This is a genomic window from Oryzophilus luti (genome assembly GCF_059726245.1).
The window spans coordinates 104212-122022 of the sequence record NZ_AP040874.1; the positions used below are offsets into that span (position 1 = coordinate 104212).

Sequence of the window (17811 nt, forward strand, 5' to 3'; positions counted from 1 at the left end):
ACCTGAAAAGAGGCTGCAATGTTTTCCAAGACGCGCTTGTTCACCCCCGGACCGACCCCTCTGTTGCCGGCCGCGCAGTTTGCCATGGCCGCCGCCGACCTTCACCACCGCACGCCGGAGTTCAAACAGCTCATGCTCGGCGTACGCGAGGGCTTGCAGAAGTTCATCGGCACCTCTCACGACGTCATTATTCTTGCTTCGTCGGGCACGGGTGCCATGGAGTCGAGTGTCGCCAACCTCACCTCGCCGGGAGACGAAGTGGTGGTGGTGACCGCCGGCAAGTTCGGCGAACGCTGGTCGTCGCTGGCCAAGGCTTATGGCTGCAAGGTGAACGTGGTCTCGGCCCCGTATGGTGAAACCGTCCCGGTTGAGGCGGTGCGCAAGGCGCTGACTCCGGCCACGCGCGTGGTCTTTGTGCAGGCCACGGAGTCTTCCACCGCCGTGCGTCATGACGTGGAAGCCATTGGCAAGCTGCTGGCGGGTACGGACACGCTGCTCGTGGTCGATGCCATTACCGGCCTCGGCACCACGCATTTGAAGGTCGATGGCGTGATCGACGTCATCATCGGCGGCTCGCAGAAGGCGTTGATGATTCCTCCGGGCCTTGCCTATCTCGCCATCAGCGAGCGAGCCTGGGCGCGTATGGAGACCAGCAACCAGCCGCGCTACTACTTTGACCTGCGCAAGGAGCGCAAGTCACAGGTGAAGGGTGAAACCGCGTTCACGCCTGCCGTGGCGCTGATCGCCGCCATGGGCGCCGCGCTCCAGTATCTCGGGGGCAAGGGAGGCGGAGACATCGCCGCCGGTCGCGAGTCGCTGGTAAACAACGCGGAGCTTTGTGCCGCCATGACGCGTGCGGCCGCCACCGCGCTGGGCCTCGAACTGTTCGCGCCGGTGCTTCCGGCCGCTGCCGCCACGGCCATCAAGGCTCCGGTCGGCTTCACCTCCACCGACGTGGTGAAGAAGCTGAAGTCGCAGTTCAGCGCCATCGTCACCGACGGACAAGGCGATATGAAGGGCTCCATCTTCCGCATCGCGCACATCGGCTTCTTTGACTACATGGACACCATCGCCATCATCGGCGCCCTCGAGCAGGTGCTGCACGGGCTCAACGCAAAGTATGAGTTAGGCAAGGGCCTTGTGGCCGCGCAGAAGGTCTACCTGGAGCAAGCCGCCAAGGAGGGAGCACGGTAATGAAGATCGTAGTTGCGGAAAAACTTGGCAAGGCAGGCATGGCGCTGCTCAGCGGGCAGGAAGGCTGGCAGGTTGTTACGCCGGAGGAGTACGCGGCGGACCCTGCCGGGCAACTGAAGGACGCCGAGGCCCTTGTGGTGCGCTCGGCGGTGAAGGTGACGGACGCTGTGCTCGAGGGCGCGCCCAAGCTGCGCGTGATCGGCCGCGCCGGTGTTGGCGTGGACAACGTGGAGATGCCGGCGGCCACGCGCCGTGGCATTCTTGTGATGAACACGCCGGGCGGCAACGCCGTCGCCGTCGCAGAACTCACGCTCGGCCTCATGCTCTCCATGGCGCGCTACATTCCCAAGGCGACCGCCGGGGTGCACGCAGGCAAGTGGGAGAAGAAGCAGTTGCAGGGAACGGAGCTGCGCGCAAAGACCCTCGGCATTGTCGGCCTTGGCCGCATCGGACTGGAAGTTGCACGCCGCGCGCAGTCGTTCGGTGTAACGGTCATCGCCAGCGATCCTTACACGCCGGCGGAGCTGGCGCGCAAGAACAATGTGAAGCTGGTGCCGCTGGACGAGCTGTTTGCCACCAGCGACTACATCACGCTGCACGTTGGCCTCACGCCGCAGACGCACGGCATGATCAACAAGGAAACGCTGGCAAAGATGAAGCCGGGCGTGCGCATCGTCAACTGCGCGCGCGGCGAGCTCATCGTCGAGGCGGATCTCGTCGCGGCGCTCAACTCCGGTCATGTTGCCGGGGCTTCGCTTGACGTCTTCCCCAAGGAGCCGTTGAAGGACTCGCCCTACATGGCGCTGGAGCAGGTCATCCTGACGCCGCACATCGGCGGCTCCACGAACGAGGCGCAGGAGGCCATCGCCTTGCAGTTGGCCAGCCAGCTTCGTGAGTATCTGCTGCACGGCGTGGCGCAGAACGCGGTCAACGTGCCCTCGGTCTCCGACCAGGAGTACGAGCGGCTGCGTCCGTACATGGGCGCGGCGCAGAAGACGGCCTCGCTGCTCGGTCAGCTTCTGCAGACCGACCTTGCGGAGGTCGACATTGCCTACGAGGGCACGCTGGGCGAATTGCCCACGGCGCTGCTGCGCAATGCCACCATCGCGGGCGTGCTCCAGCACGAAACGGTCGAGAAGGTGAACTACGTCAACGCCGCTTCAATCGCGGAGATGCGCGGCATCCACGTGCATGACGAGGCCAAGGAGTCGCAGTTTCCGGCCCTTGCGGTCACGCTGCGCGGCAGCGGCGTGGAACTCAGCGCCCGTTGCAGCGTGGTGCGCGGCGCTCGCCGCCTGATCGAGCTGAACGGCGTCGCCATCGAATCCGAACTCGACGGCAAGTTCCTGATCTTCGAGAACCAGGACGTGCCCGGTGTCATCGGCGCCGTCGGCGGCCTGCTGGGCAAGCACGGCGTCAACATCGCGCGCTTCTCGCTGGGACGTCTCCGCGACGAAGCCGCCGCAGGTGTTCCGCCGCAAAAGGCGCTGGCCATCATCCAGGTGGACTCCATCGTTTCGGCCGAAGTGCTGAAGGAGTTGCGCGCGTTGCCGGCAGTGCTCACCGTTTATCCGGTGGTGCTGTAGAGGTCAGTCACAACAATCCGGCTCGCGATCTTGCGGGCGAAAACAGAAGCGGCGGATGGGTTCACCATCCGCCGCTTTTTATCTTGATGGAATCACCCGGTAGGAAAACTTTCAGAGCGCTGCCGGCCTTGCGGCGTCTCTCCGCGCAGCCTTGGCTGCCCGCGTTTTGGTGGGCCCGGAGGGATTCGAACCCCCAACCAAGGGATTATGAGTCCCCTGCTCTAACCGTTGAGCTACAGGCCCGCTCGTCGGCACCTGTTGATTGTATAGCAGGCGGGCGGCTCGCGCGGTTTGCTATGGTGGAGGCATGACGGAAATCTCCTGCTCGGCCCTGCTGTTCGATCTCGATGGTGTACTGATTGATTCAACCCCGGCGGTGGAGCGTGTGTGGAGCGGGTGGGCGCGAGAGCATGGCCTCGACCCGCATGAGGTTGTGCACCGCGCGCATGGCCGCCCGAGCATCATGACTATCCGGGAACTGCTGCCCGATGGCGACCACGAAGCGGAGAATGCAGAGGTCGAGCGGCGCGAAATCGCCGATGTAGCAGAAATTATTCCTCTGCCAGGCGTGCTTGAATTGCTGCGATCGCTTCCGCCGGAGCGCTGGACCATCGCCACCAGTTGCACGCGCGCGCTGGCGGAGACGCGCATCCGTGCGGCGGGCCTTCCGGCTCCTGCACGCTTCATTACCGCCACGGACATCACGCACGGCAAGCCGAATCCGGAGCCATACCTGAAAGCCGCAGCTCTGCTGGGTTATGCGCCGCAGGAGTGCATTGTGTTGGAGGATGCTGCCGCAGGAGTACAGGCCGGCAAAGCGGCCGGGGCACGCGTCATCGCGTTGCGAACCACTATGCCGGAGGAGCAACTGCTCGCCGCCGGTGCTGACTGGATTGTTGAAGATTGTGCTGCTGTGCGCCTGCTTGGCGCGGATGGCTTCTTGTGGTTATCGCTGAATCAATGACCACTGAGGCATGAATGGGCGCATCGCGCAGTGGCTGCTATTTGTGCCAGTGGTACGGGTACTGTTCAAAGTCGCGTGGGTCAACATGCCGGTAGTAGCGATGTCCACAAGCGCTGCAGCGGAACGGTGCATCGCCGCGCAAACGCGTGCGAATCTTCTGCCACCACCGCCGGTGCAGACGAAACGCTTCGTGCTTCCCGCAGGATGGGCAAGCAGCACCCGAGCGTTTCTTCTTCGTTGAAGCCGGGACTGCCTGGGAGAGAAGTTCATTCTCAATCTTCGACGAGTCCGTCGTGCTGCAGCTAGGGGCCGGCAGGGGCAACCATCATCCTTTCCTCTGCGGTACAGGGCGGAGCATTGCCGCCAGCCGCGTTCCATCGAACATCGCGGCATCGTGTACCATGCAGAGTGCGCGCTCAATTTGCGCGCAATTCACTCGCGGAAAAGCACACTCAATGTTCGCTGATGTTGCGGTGCAATGCAAGCAGCTGCGCAAGACTTACGAGGGCGGGATGGAAGCCGTTCGTGGCCTCGACCTGACGATTTATCGTGGTCAGTGCTATGGACTGCTTGGCCCCAACGGCGCAGGCAAAACGACGACCATCGAAATCTTGGAGGGACTGCTCGATGCGACCTCCGGCGAAGTCGAGATCTTCGGCATGAACTGGCGCGCGGATGCCGCCGAGTTGCGCGAGTCGATTGGCGTGAGCTTGCAGGAGACGCGGCTGGCCGAGAAGTTGAGCGTGCGCGAAACCCTCGCGCTGTTTGCCTCCTTCTATCGCAATCCGCAGCCTCTCGATGCGGTGCTGGATGAGCTGGAGCTGACCGAGAAATCGGATGCGTGGGTGGGCAAGCTTTCCGGCGGGCAGAAGCAGCGGCTGGCCATTGCCACCGCGCTGGTCGCTAATCCTCGCCTTCTGTTTCTTGACGAGCCGACGACGGGACTCGATCCGCAGAGCCGCCGCCAGGTGTGGGAGATTGTGCGGCGCTTCCAGGCAGCGGGTGGCACGGTACTGCTCACCACGCACTACATGGACGAGGCCGAGCGGCTTTGTGATTACATTTCGATTGTCGATCACGGCAAAGTGATTGCCGCCGGCACGCCGCAGGAGTTGATCTCCGGCGTTGGCGGGCAGCACCGTGTGGAATTTGCGCTGGAGCCTACAGAGGCAGTTGTGCCGGAGACCTGGCTGGCGCTGCCCGGAGTGGGCAACGTGCACAACGACGAAGGTGTGATCGCGCTCACCGTCGAGGAACCGCATCAGACGATTCCTGCGTTGCTGCAACTGGTGGAGCAGCGCGGCTGGCGGCTGAGCCAGCTCACCACCCGGCAGTCGAGCCTGGAAGATGTGTTTGTGCGCCTCACTGGGCGTCACCTGCGGGAGCAATAGCCATGCCAGAGACGAAGAACATGCCCGCACCGCAGAACAGCCGCTGGAGCGCCTATCGCACGCTGGTGATGCTGCGCCTGAAGGAGATGTTCCGCGAACCGGAAGCCATCTTCTGGACCTTCGCATTCCCGGTGCTGCTGGCGGTCGGGCTTGGCGTGGCCTTCCGCGACAAGCAGCCGGAGCCGGTGCGCGTGGTTATTGCCGCGCAACCGGGCGCCGAGCGCGTGGTGCAGTTGCTGTCGCAGGCTTCAGACGGACAAAGGGTGATTGCCCGCGTGCTGCCGCCCGCGCAGGCCGCTGACAGCTTCCGTCTCGCCAAGAGTGATCTCGAGATTGTCCCGCGTGAGGATGGCTCGGTCGAATACGTCTACGATCCCGCCCGCGCGGAAAGCCGCTTGGCGCGCGCTCTTGCCGACGATGCGCTGCAAACTGCCGCCGGGCGCAAGCCGTCGGTGCCGACCGCCACGCGCGTGAACGCCGAGCCGGGCAGCCGCTACATTGACTTCCTTATCCCCGGCCTGCTCGGCATGAACCTGATGGGTTCCGGCATGTGGGGCGTGGGCTTTGCCCTGGTGGAGATGCGCCAGCGCAAGCTGCTGAAGCGCTACGTGGCCACGCCCATGCGCCGCTCGGATTTCCTGCTCGCGCTCTGCTCCAGCCGCATGCTGCTCATGTTTGTGGAACTGGCGCTGGTGCTGGGCTTCGGCGTCTTTGCCTTCAAGATGCGTGTGGCCGGCTCGTGGGCGGCAATTGTGGCCGTCAGTGCGCTGGGCGCGCTGACCTTCTCCGCGCTGGGCCTGCTGACCGCGTGCCGCGCGCAGAAGATTGAAACCGCCAGCGGCATCATGAACGTCATCATGATGCCCATGTGGATCTTCTCGGGAATCTTCTTCAGCTATGAACGCTTTCCGGCCGCGGTCATTCCGTTCGTGCGCCTGCTGCCGCTGACGGCGCTGAATGACACGCTGCGTGCCGTCATTCTTGAAGGCCGCCCGCTGATCACGCAATTCGCTCCCCTAGCGGTGCTCACCGTCTGGTGCGTGCTTGCCTTCTTCTGTGCCGTGCGCTGGTTCCGCTGGAGCTAGAGAGCACGCATATATCGCACAAAAGCCCAAGGCCGGTTACCACTAGGAGTGGAGGCTGGAATATTCTTCCCGCGTGCGATTCAGAAGCAATTGAAGCAGGATGCCCAACAGTAGCCACCACAATGTTCCCAAGCTGCCAAAGGTCAGCAGCGGACTGCCGAACATATCTTCATGGCCAACAATCAGTAATGAGACTGGAAGATCCAGCATAAAGACAGGAAACCACAGCCAGCTTCCTTCGGATTCGCTGTAGTTGGTGAAGATGCAAAGAGCGAGATGCAGTGCTGGCAGAATCAGAAAAGTGAACCGCCCCAATCGCGATGCAATCCCAAGGGCTCTTTTGAAGATGCCCATTGCCAATTCATAACCCATCTAGTTTCCCTCACGCTATCACCCTACCTCGGTTCTTCTTGTGCAGAAAATGAATTGTTCATCTTCCGGAGGAGAGGGCGTAAGCAGTATTCATCGCGGGGCAGCAAACACTGGGAACTGTTTTCCTACCGACCCGCGCTGGGGGAGGGAATTGCGCGGGCGGGATTGCAGTTTGTGATGTTACAGGCTGACCACCACCAGCGCGCGGCAGGCGCCCTCGCTCAATTTGCGATAGGTGTGCGGTTGCGAGCTGTCAAAGTAGATGGCGTCGCCGGTTTCCAACTCGTGGTCTTCGCTGCCGACGCGCATTGCCAGCCGTCCCTCGATGAGGAATAGCATCTCGAAGCCGGGGTGCTGATGCGGCTTTACGCGGTCGGAGGCAATGTCCTCAAAGTCCGCATAATAGCTGCTCAACTTGCGTTCGGTCGCCTTGAAGTCGAGGCTCTCGAAGTAGTAGGAGACATCCGTGGCGCCGGGGCGCTCCGGAAAGCGCTTCCGCTCGTCCTTGCGCACCACTTCCACCAGCCGGCGGCTGTGGTCGTTGTTGAAGAAGTACTCCAGACCCACGCTGAAGACCATTGCGATCCGCAATAGCGTGGGCAGTGTCGGCACCAGCTTGGTACGCTCAATCTTGGAGAGGAGCGCGGCGGAGAGTCCTGTATGCTTGCCCAGCTCCACCAGCCCCATTCCCTTTTTCAGCCGCAGTGCCCGAATTTTCTCCCCAATTAAATAGGGGCGCAGCCCCTGTGTGATGGTTTCGTTGATCATTTTTGGAATCCGTTACTTCTAACATTGATTTTCCGGGCGGTTAAAAGTCGCAAAATTGTCGATGTATTCCGTGGAGTGAACCCATGGACGTATTGATTGTCGGCGGCGGAGTGGCGGGGCTGGCCTGTGCGCGGCACCTTTGTGACCGTGGCATTGCCTGCCAGGTGCTGGAAGCGACGTACAGCGTGGGGGGCCGCATGCGCACCGACCACATTGACGGCTACCAGCTCGATAACGGTTTCCAGGTGCTCCTCAAGTCGTATCCGGAGCCGCAGCGTATGCTTTCCTATTCGTTGCTGCGCCTGCACAACTTTGAGCCCGGCGCACTGGTGTGGGCCGAAGGCCGCGCGCACAAGGTGATGGACCCGCGACGGCGTCCGGATGCAATTTTGCAAACGCTCAAAGCGAAGGTCGGCAGCTTTGGCGACAAGCTAAAGCTTGCGCGGCTGGCCTCGGCGCTGCGCCGCACTGACCAAAGCTGGGACGACCTCACCACGCTCGAATGGCTGCGAGAATACGGCTTCAGTCAACAGATGATTGAGCGTTTCTTCCGGCCGTTTCTGTCCGGAGTTTTTCTCGAGCCGGAGCTTGCTACTTCGAGCCGCAAGTTTCAGTTCGTGATGCGCCACTTTGCCGCAGGCGCCGCAGCATTGCCGGAGAACGGCATGCAGGCCATTCCCAAGCAGCTCGCGCAGGAACTGCCGGAGGGCACGGTGAAGACACACACGCGCGTGGCGCGGGTGGAGCGCGACCGCGTGCTGCTGACCGACTGGAAGACCATTCCTGCGCGCGCCGTGGTGGTGGCCACCGACGGGAGCTCGGCGGCGAAGTTGATGCAGACGCCCGACACGTTGCGTTGGCACTCCTGTACCACGCTCTACTACACGGCCGACGAGCCGCCCTACCGCGAGGCCATGCTGATGCTGAACGGCGAAGGGCGCGGGCCAATCAACCACCTGGCTGTGCCGAGCAACGTGTGCGCAAGCTACGCGCCGCGCGGAAAGTCACTGATTGCCGCCTGCATCGTCGGCCGGCCGGAGCGGGAGTTGGAGGTTGAGGCGGAGAAGCAACTGCTCGGCTGGTTCGGCGGGCAGGTGAAGCATTGGGAGCGGCTGGAGCGCTACGACGTGGAGTGCGCGCTTCCGAGCGAGACTCTTGCCGATGGCGGCGTGCGCTCCATCGGCCCGCGCAATGAGCAGGGCATCTTTGTTGCCGGAGACTGGTGCGATACCGCTTCCATCAACGGCGCGCTCGCCAGCGGCCGTCGCGCTGCCGAGGCCGTCATCCGCGAACTGCACGGGTAATTCTGCGAACGCCAAAACAATTGCGCCAATGCAAAACGCCGCTCGTGAGAGCGGCGTCTGCGTTCCAATGCGAACGAATGGTTAGTTGCCGAACGCCATCGCCAGCAGGGTCTTCTGCTCCATCTCATGCGCTTTGCCGGAGCCGGTGGCGGGGCTGGCGGCGGCCTGCCGCTTCACGCTTAGCACCGGCATGGCTCCCACCAGTCGGCGCAGGCGAGGCACCACAAACCACAGGGCACCCATGTTCGCCGGCTCCTCCTGCACCCACACAATCTCGTGCGCGTTCGGGTAGCGCGTGATGACTTCGAGCAGTTCGCGCTCTGGGAATGGGTACATCTGTTCCAGCATGACGATGGCGCGGTTCTTCACGCCGAGCCGTTTGCGCTCCAGCGTCAGTTCGTGCCCGATCTTGCCGGTGCAGATAAGGATGTGCGTCACGTCCTCGGCCTTCACGCGCGAATCAAACAGCACATTCTCAAACTGCGGCTTGCTGAAGTCGGCGAGCGGGCTGAGTGCTTCCGGATGGCGGAGTCCGCTCTTGGGCGTGAAGACGATGAGCGGCTTGCGCCACGTGCGCATGGCCTGACGGCGGAGCAGATGGAAATACTGCGCAGCCGTCGAGGGCTGGCAGATCTGCATGTTGTCACGCGCGCACAGTTGCAGGTAGCGCTCAATGCGCGCGCTGGAGTGCTCCGGCCCCTGACCTTCGTAGCCGTGCGGCAGCAGCATCACCAGCCCGCTCAGCAGGCCCCACTTCTCTTCGGCGGCGCTGATGAACTGGTCGATGATGATCTGCGCGCCGTTGGCGAAGTCGCCGAACTGCGCCTCCCAGGCCACCAGCGCTTCGGGATAGTCGCGGCTGTAGCCCCACTCGAAGCCCAGCACGGCGGCCTCGCTCAGCTCGGAGTTGTAGATCTCCACGCGCGCCTGCTTCTCGTCGAGATGGCAGAGCGGCACGTATTCCTGCTCATTCTCAATGTCGATGAGGCAGGAGTGCCGATGGTTGAAGGTGCCGCGGCGGCTGTCCTGTCCCGTAAGGCGGATGGGCGTGCCCTGCAACGCGAGCGAGCCGAAGGCCAGGGCCTCTGCCATGCCGTAATCCACCGGACGCTTGCCGTGCGCCATCTCCAGCCGCTGCTCCAGCAGCTTGGCGATCTTGGGATGGACGTGGAAGCCCTCGGGCGCTTTCACCAGCCGCTCGCCGATCGATTGCAATTCCTCAGGCGAGAGGCCGGTGGGCACTTCGAGCGACTCCACGTAACTACCGCCCGTGTACTGGTCCCAATACTTCGGCAGCGTGTACAGGTTCGGTTTGCGGGTGAGCGCCTGCGCCTCTTTCTTGGCGGTCTGCATCTGCTCGCGCACCTGCTTCACGCCCGGTGCGGCGTCCATGCCGTGGCGCTGGGCGTAAATCTCGTAGAGCGGCTTGTGCTGCTTGATGCGCGCGTACATCAGCGGCTGCGTGATCGTGGGATCGTCGATTTCGCTGTGTCCGTGGCGGCGGTAGCCGATGACGTCAATGACGACGTCGGAGCCGAACTTATAGCGGTACTCGGCGGCAATACGGCCAACGCGCAGCACAGCTTCCGGTTCTTCGCCGTTCACGTGGAAGATCGGAATCGGCAGGCGCTTGGCCAGGTCCGTGGAGTAGTGCGATGAAGTGTATTCCACCGGGTTGGTGGTGAAGCCGAGCAGGTTGTTGGCAACGATGTTGATGGTGCCGCCCACGTCGAAGCCGCGCAGATAGCTCAAGTTCAAGGTCTCGGCCCAGATGCCCTGACCGGCAAAGGCGCTGTCACCGTGCATGATGATGGGCAGTGTCTGCTGTTGGCCCTGAGGGCCTCGGCGCGCCTGCTTGGCGTGCACGCGCCCCAGGCAGACGGGGTCAACCGCCTCCAGGTGGCTGGGGTTGCTAACCAGGTGAATGCGGACGTTCTTGCCCGCGATGTCGCGGTGATTCGTAGCGCCCTGGTGATACTTCACGTCGCCGCCGCCGAGCACGCTGCGCGGGTCAACGTCCTCAAAGCCGGCAAAGATGTCAGCCATTGGGCGGCCCACGGTATGCGCCACCACGTTCAGGCGGCCGCGGTGCGGCATGGCGACAACGCATTCCTCGGCGCCCAGCTTTACGCCGGTCATCAGAATTTCATCAAGCAGCGGGATAAGGACGGTGTTGCCTTCCAGCGAGAAGCGCTTGGTGCCGATGTAGAGTGTCTGCAGCATCTGCTCGAAGATGTCGGCTTTCGTCAGGCCTTTCAGGATCTCTTCGGTGCTGAACTCCGGCGCGGGGCCTTCCAACTGCTGCTGAATCCACTGGCGCCGCTCAGGGTCGGTGATGTGCATGAACTCGGCACCGATGGCGCCGCAATAGACAGCGCGCGCCGCGTCGGCGGCGGGACCGGTCAATTTCAGCTCAGGATGTTCGAGCTTTGGAAGGCTGCCCAGCGGGTCAAGATTGGCCTGCAGATGGCCGAGGCGGCGGAACGCATCAAACACACGCTCACGTTGCTCAGTTTCGGCGGAGAGGGCTTCAGCGGTCGGGATGGCTTGGGCCTGCACAGTTCTGCTCCTTGGCCCGGCGAACCGGGCGAATCCAACTACTTTAATACGTCGGAAGGAGAGCTTGCGAGAAAGCTCCACCTATTTTCGATGCGGGAGAGTGTTTCAGGACGCAGGAAACCGCGCGGAATTGGGAAATTCCGGGGCCGAGCGGAAACAGCCCCGGAGAACACGGATAATGGGCGCTCAGGCCTTGAGCGCGCCGGTGTAAACGGCCATGCCCACCACGGCGTCAATGCCCAGGGCGTCCAGCCGGTCCACTTCTTCCTGCGAGCGGATGCCGCCAGCGACGATGAGCTTGCTGCTGGTGGCGGCGCGCAGGGGCTCCAGCACGCTGAAGGGGAAGCCCTGCATGGTGCCTTCGGTGTCAATGTGCGTGTAGAGGTAGCCCGCGCAATAAGGCTCGGTCTGGCGCATCATCTCTTCGGCGGTCAGCGTGGTCGCCTCTTTCCAGCCCTTGATGGCCACCTTGCCGCCACGGGAATCCACGGCGAACAGCAGGCGGGCCGCAGCCGCCGCATGCGCCAGCGAAGCGGCAAAGTCGAGATCGACCTTGCCCTGCTTGAGCAACGACGAGCCGATGATGACCTTCTTGGCGCCCAGCCGCAGCGTGTTCATCGCGGCCTCCACGGTGCGGATGCCGCCGCCCACCTGACAGGGCAGGTGTTCGCAAATCTGCTCCACCATGGCGGCGTTGGAGCCGTTGCCCATCGCGGCATCCAGGTCAATCACCTGAACCATCGGGTAGGGCCGGAAGCGTTCAATCCATGCGGAAAGGTCGTCAAACTCCAGGGCCTTGCGCGCGCCCTGCACCAGTTGCACCACCTTGCCGCCCATCAAATCAATGGAAGGAATCAGCATAAGATCCTCGTTAGCACGGCAGCCGCATGGGAATTCCGGCCTTCTGCAGATAGGCCTTCAATTCGCGCACGTCATGGATGCCGAAGTGGAAGATGGAAGCCGCCAGCGCCGCATCGGCCTCACCTGTGGTGAAGACCTCCGCAAAGTGCTCGGCGGAACCCGCGCCGCCGCTGGCGATGACCGGGATGCTGACCGAGCGTGCGATGGCCGCCGTCAGCGGGCAGTCGAAGCCGATACGCGTGCCGTCGCGGTCCATGCTGGTGAGCATGATTTCGCCAGCGCCGCGCGATTCGACCTCGCGTGCCCACGCAACTGCCTTGCGCCCTGTATCTGTGCGTCCTCCGGCGATGAAGACGGTTGCATCCTCCACCGGAGTAGCGCCGCGCCGCGCGTCAATGGCAAGCACCACGGCCTGCGAACCGAAGCGCTCGGCAATCTCGGTGATCAGCGCCGGGTTCTTTACGGCCGCGGAGTTGATGGTGATTTTGTCGGCTCCGGCCTCAAACAGTGCAGCGGCGTCGGCCAGCGAGCGCACGCCACCGCCGACGGTGAACGGGATGAACAACTCGCGCGCCGTGCGGCGCACCACGTCAATCAGGATGGGCCGCGCGTCGCTGGTGGCCGTGATATCGAGCATCACAATCTCATCGGCGCCGCTGGCGGCATACTTGCGGGCAAGCTCCGCCGGGTCACCGGCATCCACCAGATCCACGAACTGCACGCCCTTCACCACGCGCCCGGCGGTGACGTCGAGACAGGCAATAATGCGTTTGGTCAGCGTCATGCGCGCACCTCGCAAAAGTTCTTGATCATCTGGAGGCCCGCAGCGCCTGATTTTTCCGGGTGGAACTGCACGCCGAAGACATTGCCACGCTCAACACAGGCGGCAAAGTCTTCGCCGTAATGCGTGGTGGCCACCACGCCCGGCACCACCGGCGCATGGTAGGAGTGCGTGTAGTAGACAAACGCGTCCGTCGGCACATTCGCCAACAGCCGCGAGTTCTCTCCCTCGAGCGTGCGGGTGATCTGGTTCCAACCCACATGCGGAACCTTCAGCTCGGTCTCAAAGCGCACGCAGGGACCTTCAAAGATGCCGAGGCCCTTTGCCTCCGGCGCCTCCGTGGAGCCAGCGAACAGCCACTGCATGCCCACGCAGATGCCCATGAACGGCGTGCCCTTCGCGAGGGCTTCTTCGATGGCCGAGCGTACGCCCGTCTGCTCCAGGCGAGCCGTGGCGCTGAAGTGTCCCACGCCCGGCAGCAGAATGCTCTCCGCGCGGCTCACCGCCTCGGGGTCCTCGGTGATGACCGACGGCTGCCCCAGGTAGTTGAGCGCCTTCTGCACCGATGCCAGGTTGCCGGCGCGGTAGTCGACGATGGTGATCATAAGAGTCCCTTGGTGCTCGGCAGCATGTTGGCCATGCGCTTGTCCTTGGTGCAGGCAAAGCGCAGAGCCCGCGCAAAGGCCTTGAAGAGCGCTTCGATCTTGTGGTGGTTCGAGCGGCCATACATCGTTTTCAGGTGCACATTCGCCCGTGCGCCACGCGCAAAGCCCTCAAAGAAGTCGAATACCAGCTCGGTTTGCAGATCGCCCACCAGCCGAGTGCGTACCTTCGGTTCCACCACGCAGGCAGCGCGTCCGCTCAGGTCCACGGCGGCGATGCCGAGCGTCTCGTCCATCGGCATCAGGAAATATCCGGCACGCATGATGCCCTTGTAGTCGCCCAGCGCCTTGTCAAAGGCGTTGCCCAGCGCAATGCCCACGTCTTCCACCGTGTGGTGCTGGTCCACATCAAGGTCGCCCTTGCAGGTGAGCGTGAGGTCGAACGCGCCGTGGCGCGCGAACAGCTCCAGCATGTGGTCAAAGAAGCGAATGCCGGTGGAGACCGTGTACTTGCCGTGCCCGTCCACGTTGAGCGCAATGTTGATGTCGGTCTCGTTCGTTTTGCGGTGGAATGCAGCCTTTCTCATCGGACCTCCTGCGCGCGGTATTGCGCGACGGGGAACGGCGCGGCAACAAAGTGGATGGCGGCGAGCGCCTGGGGTAACTCGCGCAGCAGGCGTGCCGTCTGCCCGCTGGTGCCGAGCGTGATGCGCACGCAGCCCGCGCAGCCGGGATCGCTGTTGCGGTCGCGCGTCAAAATGCCCCGGCGGCGCATCTCCGTGACGAATGCCTTGTGGTATTCGCCAAAGTAGGCGAGCACAAAATTCGCCCGCGAAGGCCAGTAGGGAATGCCGCGCGCGCCGTAGAACGCTTCAAGCTGCGCGCGGCCCTCGGCCACGTCGGCAATGTAGCGGGCTACAAACTCGCGGTCGTCGAGTGCCTGCTTCAGGCACTCGAGCGCCACGCCATTCACGTTGTAAGGCGAGGCCACGCGGCGCAGCAGCTTCATCTGCTCGGCCGTGCCGCACAGCGCACCCAGCCGGAAGCCCGCCAGCCCGAAGGCCTTGGAGAACGTGCGCGAGAGGAACAGATTGTCGAACTGGCCAAGCACGTCGAACAGCGTCTCACCGTGGAAGTCGTAATAGGCTTCGTCGATGAGCACTGCCGCCTGCGGCGCGGCCTTCACAATCGCCAGCAGGTCTTCGCGAGTGGCAACGGAACCAATTGGGTTGTTCGGATTGGCAATGCAGATGAGCTTGGTGCGCGGCGTGATGGACTGGAGCAGTTGTTGGGCGGGGAAGGCGAAGTTTTCGCCGGCTTGCACGGTTACGACCTTTGCGCCGGTGGCCAGCGCGTAGACCTCGTACATCGAGAAGGTCGGCACCGCGATGAGCACTTCGTCGTCCGGCTCCAGGTAGGTCTCGCAGAGCAGGTGGATCGCCTCATCGACGCCGTTGGTGAGCAGCACCTGTGCCGCGTCGATGCCGAGGTAGGCGGCCACCGCTCGCTCGCCCGGATCGCGCTCCGGGTACTTATTCAGCACCTCGGGCGAAAGCGTGCGCAAGGTTTCCAGCACGCGCGGCGAACAGCCGCCAACGTTTTCGTTAAAGTCGAGCCGCAGGCCTTCGCGCTGGCCCAGCGGCGGGTGATACTCCTTGATGCCGTAAACAGCCTTGCGTGCGGTCAGGGTCATTTCTTCAACCTCACGCGGACGGAATTGGCGTGTCCCTTGAGGCCTTCGGCCTCGGCCAGCAGCGTCACCGTCGGGCCAATGTTCTTGAGGCCCGCGCGCGTCACCTGCTGCACGCTGATGATCTTCACGTAGTCCAGCACGCTGAGGCCGCCGCGGGTGCGCGCAACGTTGCCGGTGGGCAGCGTGTGGTTGGGGCCGCTGGCGTAATCGCCCAGCGATTGCGGCGAATAGTCTCCGACAAAAACAGAGCCAGCCGAGCGCACTGCTGCGAGGTCCTCCGGCTGTACCGTCAGGTGCTCACCGCCGATGGTGTTGGCCCACTCCATCGCCTCGCGTTTGGTCTTCGCGATCAGGATGACGCCGTTGGCCGCCAGCGATTTCTTTGCGATTTCATTGGACGCCGACTGCACCATGCACTCGTCGAGCACCTGTGCTGCCAGCCGCTTGCTGGTGGTGATGAAGATGGGCAGCGCTTCGGGGTCGTGCTCCGCCTGCGCCACCAGGTCGCTGGCGATGAAGTCCGCCGAACCCTCGTGCGCCACGGTGACGATCTCGGTCGGACCGGCAAGAAAGTCGATGCCGCAATCGAAGGCGATTTCGCGCTTGGCGGCCACCACGTAGCTGTTGCCGGGGCCTACAATCTTGTCGACCTTCGGCACGCTCTCAGTGCCGTAGGCGAATGCAGCCACCGCCTGCGCACCGCCAACGCGGTAGAACTCTTCAACGCCGAGTATCGCGGCCGCCGCCAGTGTCTCCGGCGCGGGGCGTGGCGAGGCCACGGCAATGCGCTTGACGCCCGCGACCTGCGCGGGGATGACGGTCATCAGCACCGTGGAGGGCAGTGGATAGCGTCCGCCTGGCGCGTAGCAGCCGACGGCGCTGAGCGGCTCCACCTTCTGGCCCACTCGCAGACCCGGCTCGGCGGTCTTCATCCAACTCTTCGGCAGTTGCCACTCGGCAAAGCGGCGGATGTTTTGCTCGGCGGTCTTAACCGCCTTGCGGAACTCGGGCGAGACCGAGCGCAGCGCCTGCTTCAACTCGGCCTTGCTCACCCGTACCGGCTGCTCGCCGAGCGAATCGAAGCGGCGCGCGTAATCGAGCAGTGCGGCGTCGCCACGCTGGCGCACCTGACTGACGATTCCGCGCACGGTCTTCGCAATTTTCGCGTCGGGTTCGGAGTAACGCGCGGCCAGCGCGGCAACCTTTGCCCGCGCTGCCTCGCCATCAGCGATCTGCATTACATCACCACCTTGCTCAGCGGGAACTCCACGATGCCCGTGCCGCCCGCGGCCTTCAGCTTTGGAATGACGTCGCGCACTACCGTTTCGTCGAGGATGGTGTTGACGGCCACCCACTTCGGGTCGCTCAGTGCGGAAACCGTCGGCGAATTCAGTGCCGGCAGCACGTCGAGAACCTTCGGCAGGTCGGCGGTCGGCACGTTCAGCATCAGGCCCACGCGGCCCTTGGCATCAATGGCGCCCTGCAACATCAGCGCAATGTTGTCGATCTTCTGGCGCTTGCCCGGATCGGTGTACGCCTTCTCGTTGACGATGACGTGCGTGTCGGATTCCATCACGGTCTCGATGATGCGCAGGCGGTTGGCGCGCAGCGAACTGCCGGTTTCGGTCACTTCCACAATGGCGTCGGCCAGCATCGGCGGCTTCACTTCGGTGGCGCCCCAGGAGAAGTCAACCTTCACGTTGATCTTCTTTTCCGCGAAATAGCGTTTGGTCACTTCAACCAATTCGGTGGCGATGACCTTGCCTTCTAGGTCTTCCGCCTTCTTGAACGGCGAATCTTCCGGCACGGCCAGCACCCAGCGCACCTTGTTGCGGCTCTGCTTGGAGTAAACCAGCTCGCAGACTGACTGCACCTTGCAGCCGCTCTCCACTACCCAGTCAATACCGGTCAGCCCGGCGTCGAGCGCGCCAGCTTCCACGTAGCGCGCCATTTCCTGCGCGCGAATCAGCATGCATTCCAGTTCGGGATCGTCGGTGGTGGGGAAGTAGGAACGGCCGTTGGCGAAGATTTTGAAGCCAGCGGCGGCGAACAATGCGATGGTGGCTTCCTGCAGGCTGCCCTTGGGAATTCCGAGACGAATCTTAGCCATTACTTCACCTCCGCGGGTTGGAACGTCATGGGCTTGGTGAAGCAGGAACGTGTTCCTTCGTGGCAGACGAGCCCGTCGCCTTCCACAAAGACGCGGCAGAGCAGCGTGTCGTTGTCGCAATCCGTGGCCAGCGAAACCAGGCGCAGGCGGTTGCCGCTGGTCTCGCCCTTCATCCAGAGCTTGTTGCGGGTGCGGCTGTAGAAGGTGACGTAGCCGGTCGAGAGGGTCTTGTCGAGAGCTTCCTGATTCATGAAGCCGAGCATCAGCATGTCGCCGTTGTCGGCGTCCTGCACAATGGCCGGGGCCAGCCCCTGCATCTTGTCGAAATCGATGGTGACGGACACTGCGTTGTTCTCCTTGAAGTTGGCTGTGCGAAGGACCCTGCGGAAACAAAAAACCCGCTGAGCGTAGATCGCATCAGCGGGTGGATTCAGATAATTGCCTTGGTACTTAGGATCTGAGCGCCTCCGCCGACACGTGTGCCGTATGATGATGGCGGTGATGGCGCAGGCTCTGCATAACAAATTCAATGTAGCGTGAA

The 17811-nt window shown here is 63.1% G+C and carries 17 protein-coding genes and 1 tRNA gene; 6 read left to right on the forward strand and 12 right to left on the reverse strand.

Annotated features, from left to right (window positions below):
* Nucleotides 1-18 precede the first annotated feature (18 nt).
* Complete coding sequence (locus AC6IZO_RS00410; protein WP_497806859.1) at nucleotides 19-1194, forward strand: pyridoxal-phosphate-dependent aminotransferase family protein; 1176 nt, start codon at nucleotides 19-21, stop codon at nucleotides 1192-1194.
* Nucleotides 1194-2780 (forward strand): phosphoglycerate dehydrogenase, encoded by a 1587-nt coding sequence (gene serA / locus AC6IZO_RS00415; RefSeq protein WP_497806861.1) that lies wholly within the window; start codon nucleotides 1194-1196, stop codon nucleotides 2778-2780. Before AC6IZO_RS00410 ends, serA begins: the two co-directional genes overlap by 1 nt.
* A 167-nt stretch (nucleotides 2781-2947) precedes the next feature.
* On the opposite strand, the gene AC6IZO_RS00420 is transcribed toward serA, so the two are convergent.
* Nucleotides 2948-3023: transfer RNA gene (locus AC6IZO_RS00420), tRNA-Ile, on the reverse strand.
* 64 nt (nucleotides 3024-3087) lie between these two features.
* On the opposite strand from AC6IZO_RS00420, the gene AC6IZO_RS00425 reads away from it, so the two are divergent.
* The 3 genes from AC6IZO_RS00425 to AC6IZO_RS00435 all read left to right on the forward strand — a co-directional run bounded on the left by AC6IZO_RS00425 (nucleotide 3088) and on the right by AC6IZO_RS00435 (nucleotide 6220).
* Nucleotides 3088-3744, forward strand: coding sequence for an HAD family hydrolase (locus tag AC6IZO_RS00425; RefSeq protein WP_497806863.1), 657 nt, complete (start codon nucleotides 3088-3090; stop codon nucleotides 3742-3744).
* Nucleotides 3745-4256: 512 nt separating this feature from the next.
* Nucleotides 4257-5135, forward strand: coding sequence for an ABC transporter ATP-binding protein (locus AC6IZO_RS00430; RefSeq protein ID WP_497806865.1), 879 nt, complete (start codon nucleotides 4257-4259; stop codon nucleotides 5133-5135).
* A gap of 2 nt (nucleotides 5136-5137) precedes the next feature.
* Nucleotides 5138-6220 (forward strand): ABC transporter permease, encoded by a 1083-nt coding sequence (locus AC6IZO_RS00435; RefSeq protein WP_497806867.1) that lies wholly within the window; start codon nucleotides 5138-5140, stop codon nucleotides 6218-6220.
* Nucleotides 6221-6262: 42 nt separating this feature from the next.
* Here the strand turns inward: AC6IZO_RS00435 and AC6IZO_RS00440 are convergent, their stop codons facing one another.
* Nucleotides 6263-6592, reverse strand: a complete 330-nt coding sequence (locus AC6IZO_RS00440) for a hypothetical protein (RefSeq protein ID WP_497806869.1) — start codon at nucleotides 6590-6592, stop codon at nucleotides 6263-6265.
* Between the two features lie 180 nt (nucleotides 6593-6772).
* A complete protein-coding gene (locus AC6IZO_RS00445; protein WP_497806871.1) occupies nucleotides 6773-7360 on the reverse strand; it encodes a helix-turn-helix domain-containing protein in 588 nt (195 codons plus the stop codon).
* 83 nt (nucleotides 7361-7443) lie between these two features.
* On the opposite strand from AC6IZO_RS00445, the gene AC6IZO_RS00450 reads away from it, so the two are divergent.
* On the forward strand, nucleotides 7444-8664 hold the full coding sequence (locus AC6IZO_RS00450; protein ID WP_497806873.1) for an NAD(P)/FAD-dependent oxidoreductase: 1221 nt from the start codon (nucleotides 7444-7446) through the stop codon (nucleotides 8662-8664).
* Between the two features lie 81 nt (nucleotides 8665-8745).
* Here AC6IZO_RS00450 and AC6IZO_RS00455 read toward each other — a convergent pair whose 3' ends face one another.
* From AC6IZO_RS00455 to hisI, 9 genes are all read right to left on the reverse strand, one after another.
* Complete coding sequence (locus AC6IZO_RS00455) at nucleotides 8746-11223, reverse strand: 2-oxoglutarate dehydrogenase E1 component (protein WP_497806875.1); 2478 nt, start codon at nucleotides 11221-11223, stop codon at nucleotides 8746-8748.
* A gap of 186 nt (nucleotides 11224-11409) precedes the next feature.
* Nucleotides 11410-12084 (reverse strand): HisA/HisF-related TIM barrel protein, encoded by a 675-nt coding sequence (locus AC6IZO_RS00460; RefSeq protein ID WP_497806877.1) that lies wholly within the window; start codon nucleotides 12082-12084, stop codon nucleotides 11410-11412.
* 10 nt (nucleotides 12085-12094) lie between these two features.
* Entirely contained in the window at nucleotides 12095-12868 is a 774-nt protein-coding gene (gene hisF / locus AC6IZO_RS00465; RefSeq protein WP_497806879.1) for an imidazole glycerol phosphate synthase subunit HisF, read from the reverse strand.
* Nucleotides 12865-13470 (reverse strand): imidazole glycerol phosphate synthase subunit HisH, encoded by a 606-nt coding sequence (gene hisH, locus AC6IZO_RS00470; RefSeq protein ID WP_497806881.1) that lies wholly within the window; start codon nucleotides 13468-13470, stop codon nucleotides 12865-12867. The genes hisF and hisH overlap by 4 nt, the downstream gene beginning before the upstream one ends.
* A complete protein-coding gene (hisB, locus tag AC6IZO_RS00475; protein WP_497806883.1) occupies nucleotides 13467-14054 on the reverse strand; it encodes an imidazoleglycerol-phosphate dehydratase HisB in 588 nt (195 codons plus the stop codon). The genes hisH and hisB overlap by 4 nt, the downstream gene beginning before the upstream one ends.
* Nucleotides 14051-15160 carry a histidinol-phosphate transaminase gene (gene hisC / locus AC6IZO_RS00480; protein ID WP_497806885.1) on the reverse strand — a complete coding sequence of 370 codons (1110 nt, stop codon included), beginning with the start codon at nucleotides 15158-15160 and terminating at the stop codon, nucleotides 14051-14053. The genes hisB and hisC overlap by 4 nt, the downstream gene beginning before the upstream one ends.
* Nucleotides 15157-16398 (reverse strand): histidinol dehydrogenase, encoded by a 1242-nt coding sequence (gene hisD, locus AC6IZO_RS00485; RefSeq protein ID WP_497806887.1) that lies wholly within the window; start codon nucleotides 16396-16398, stop codon nucleotides 15157-15159. The genes hisC and hisD overlap by 4 nt, the downstream gene beginning before the upstream one ends.
* Nucleotides 16398-17270, reverse strand: coding sequence for an ATP phosphoribosyltransferase (hisG, locus tag AC6IZO_RS00490; protein WP_497806889.1), 873 nt, complete (start codon nucleotides 17268-17270; stop codon nucleotides 16398-16400). Before hisG ends, hisD begins: the two co-directional genes overlap by 1 nt.
* Complete coding sequence (hisI, locus tag AC6IZO_RS00495; protein WP_497809906.1) at nucleotides 17270-17683, reverse strand: phosphoribosyl-AMP cyclohydrolase; 414 nt, start codon at nucleotides 17681-17683, stop codon at nucleotides 17270-17272. The genes hisG and hisI overlap by 1 nt, the downstream gene beginning before the upstream one ends.
* Between the last annotated feature and the right edge of the window lie 128 nt (nucleotides 17684-17811).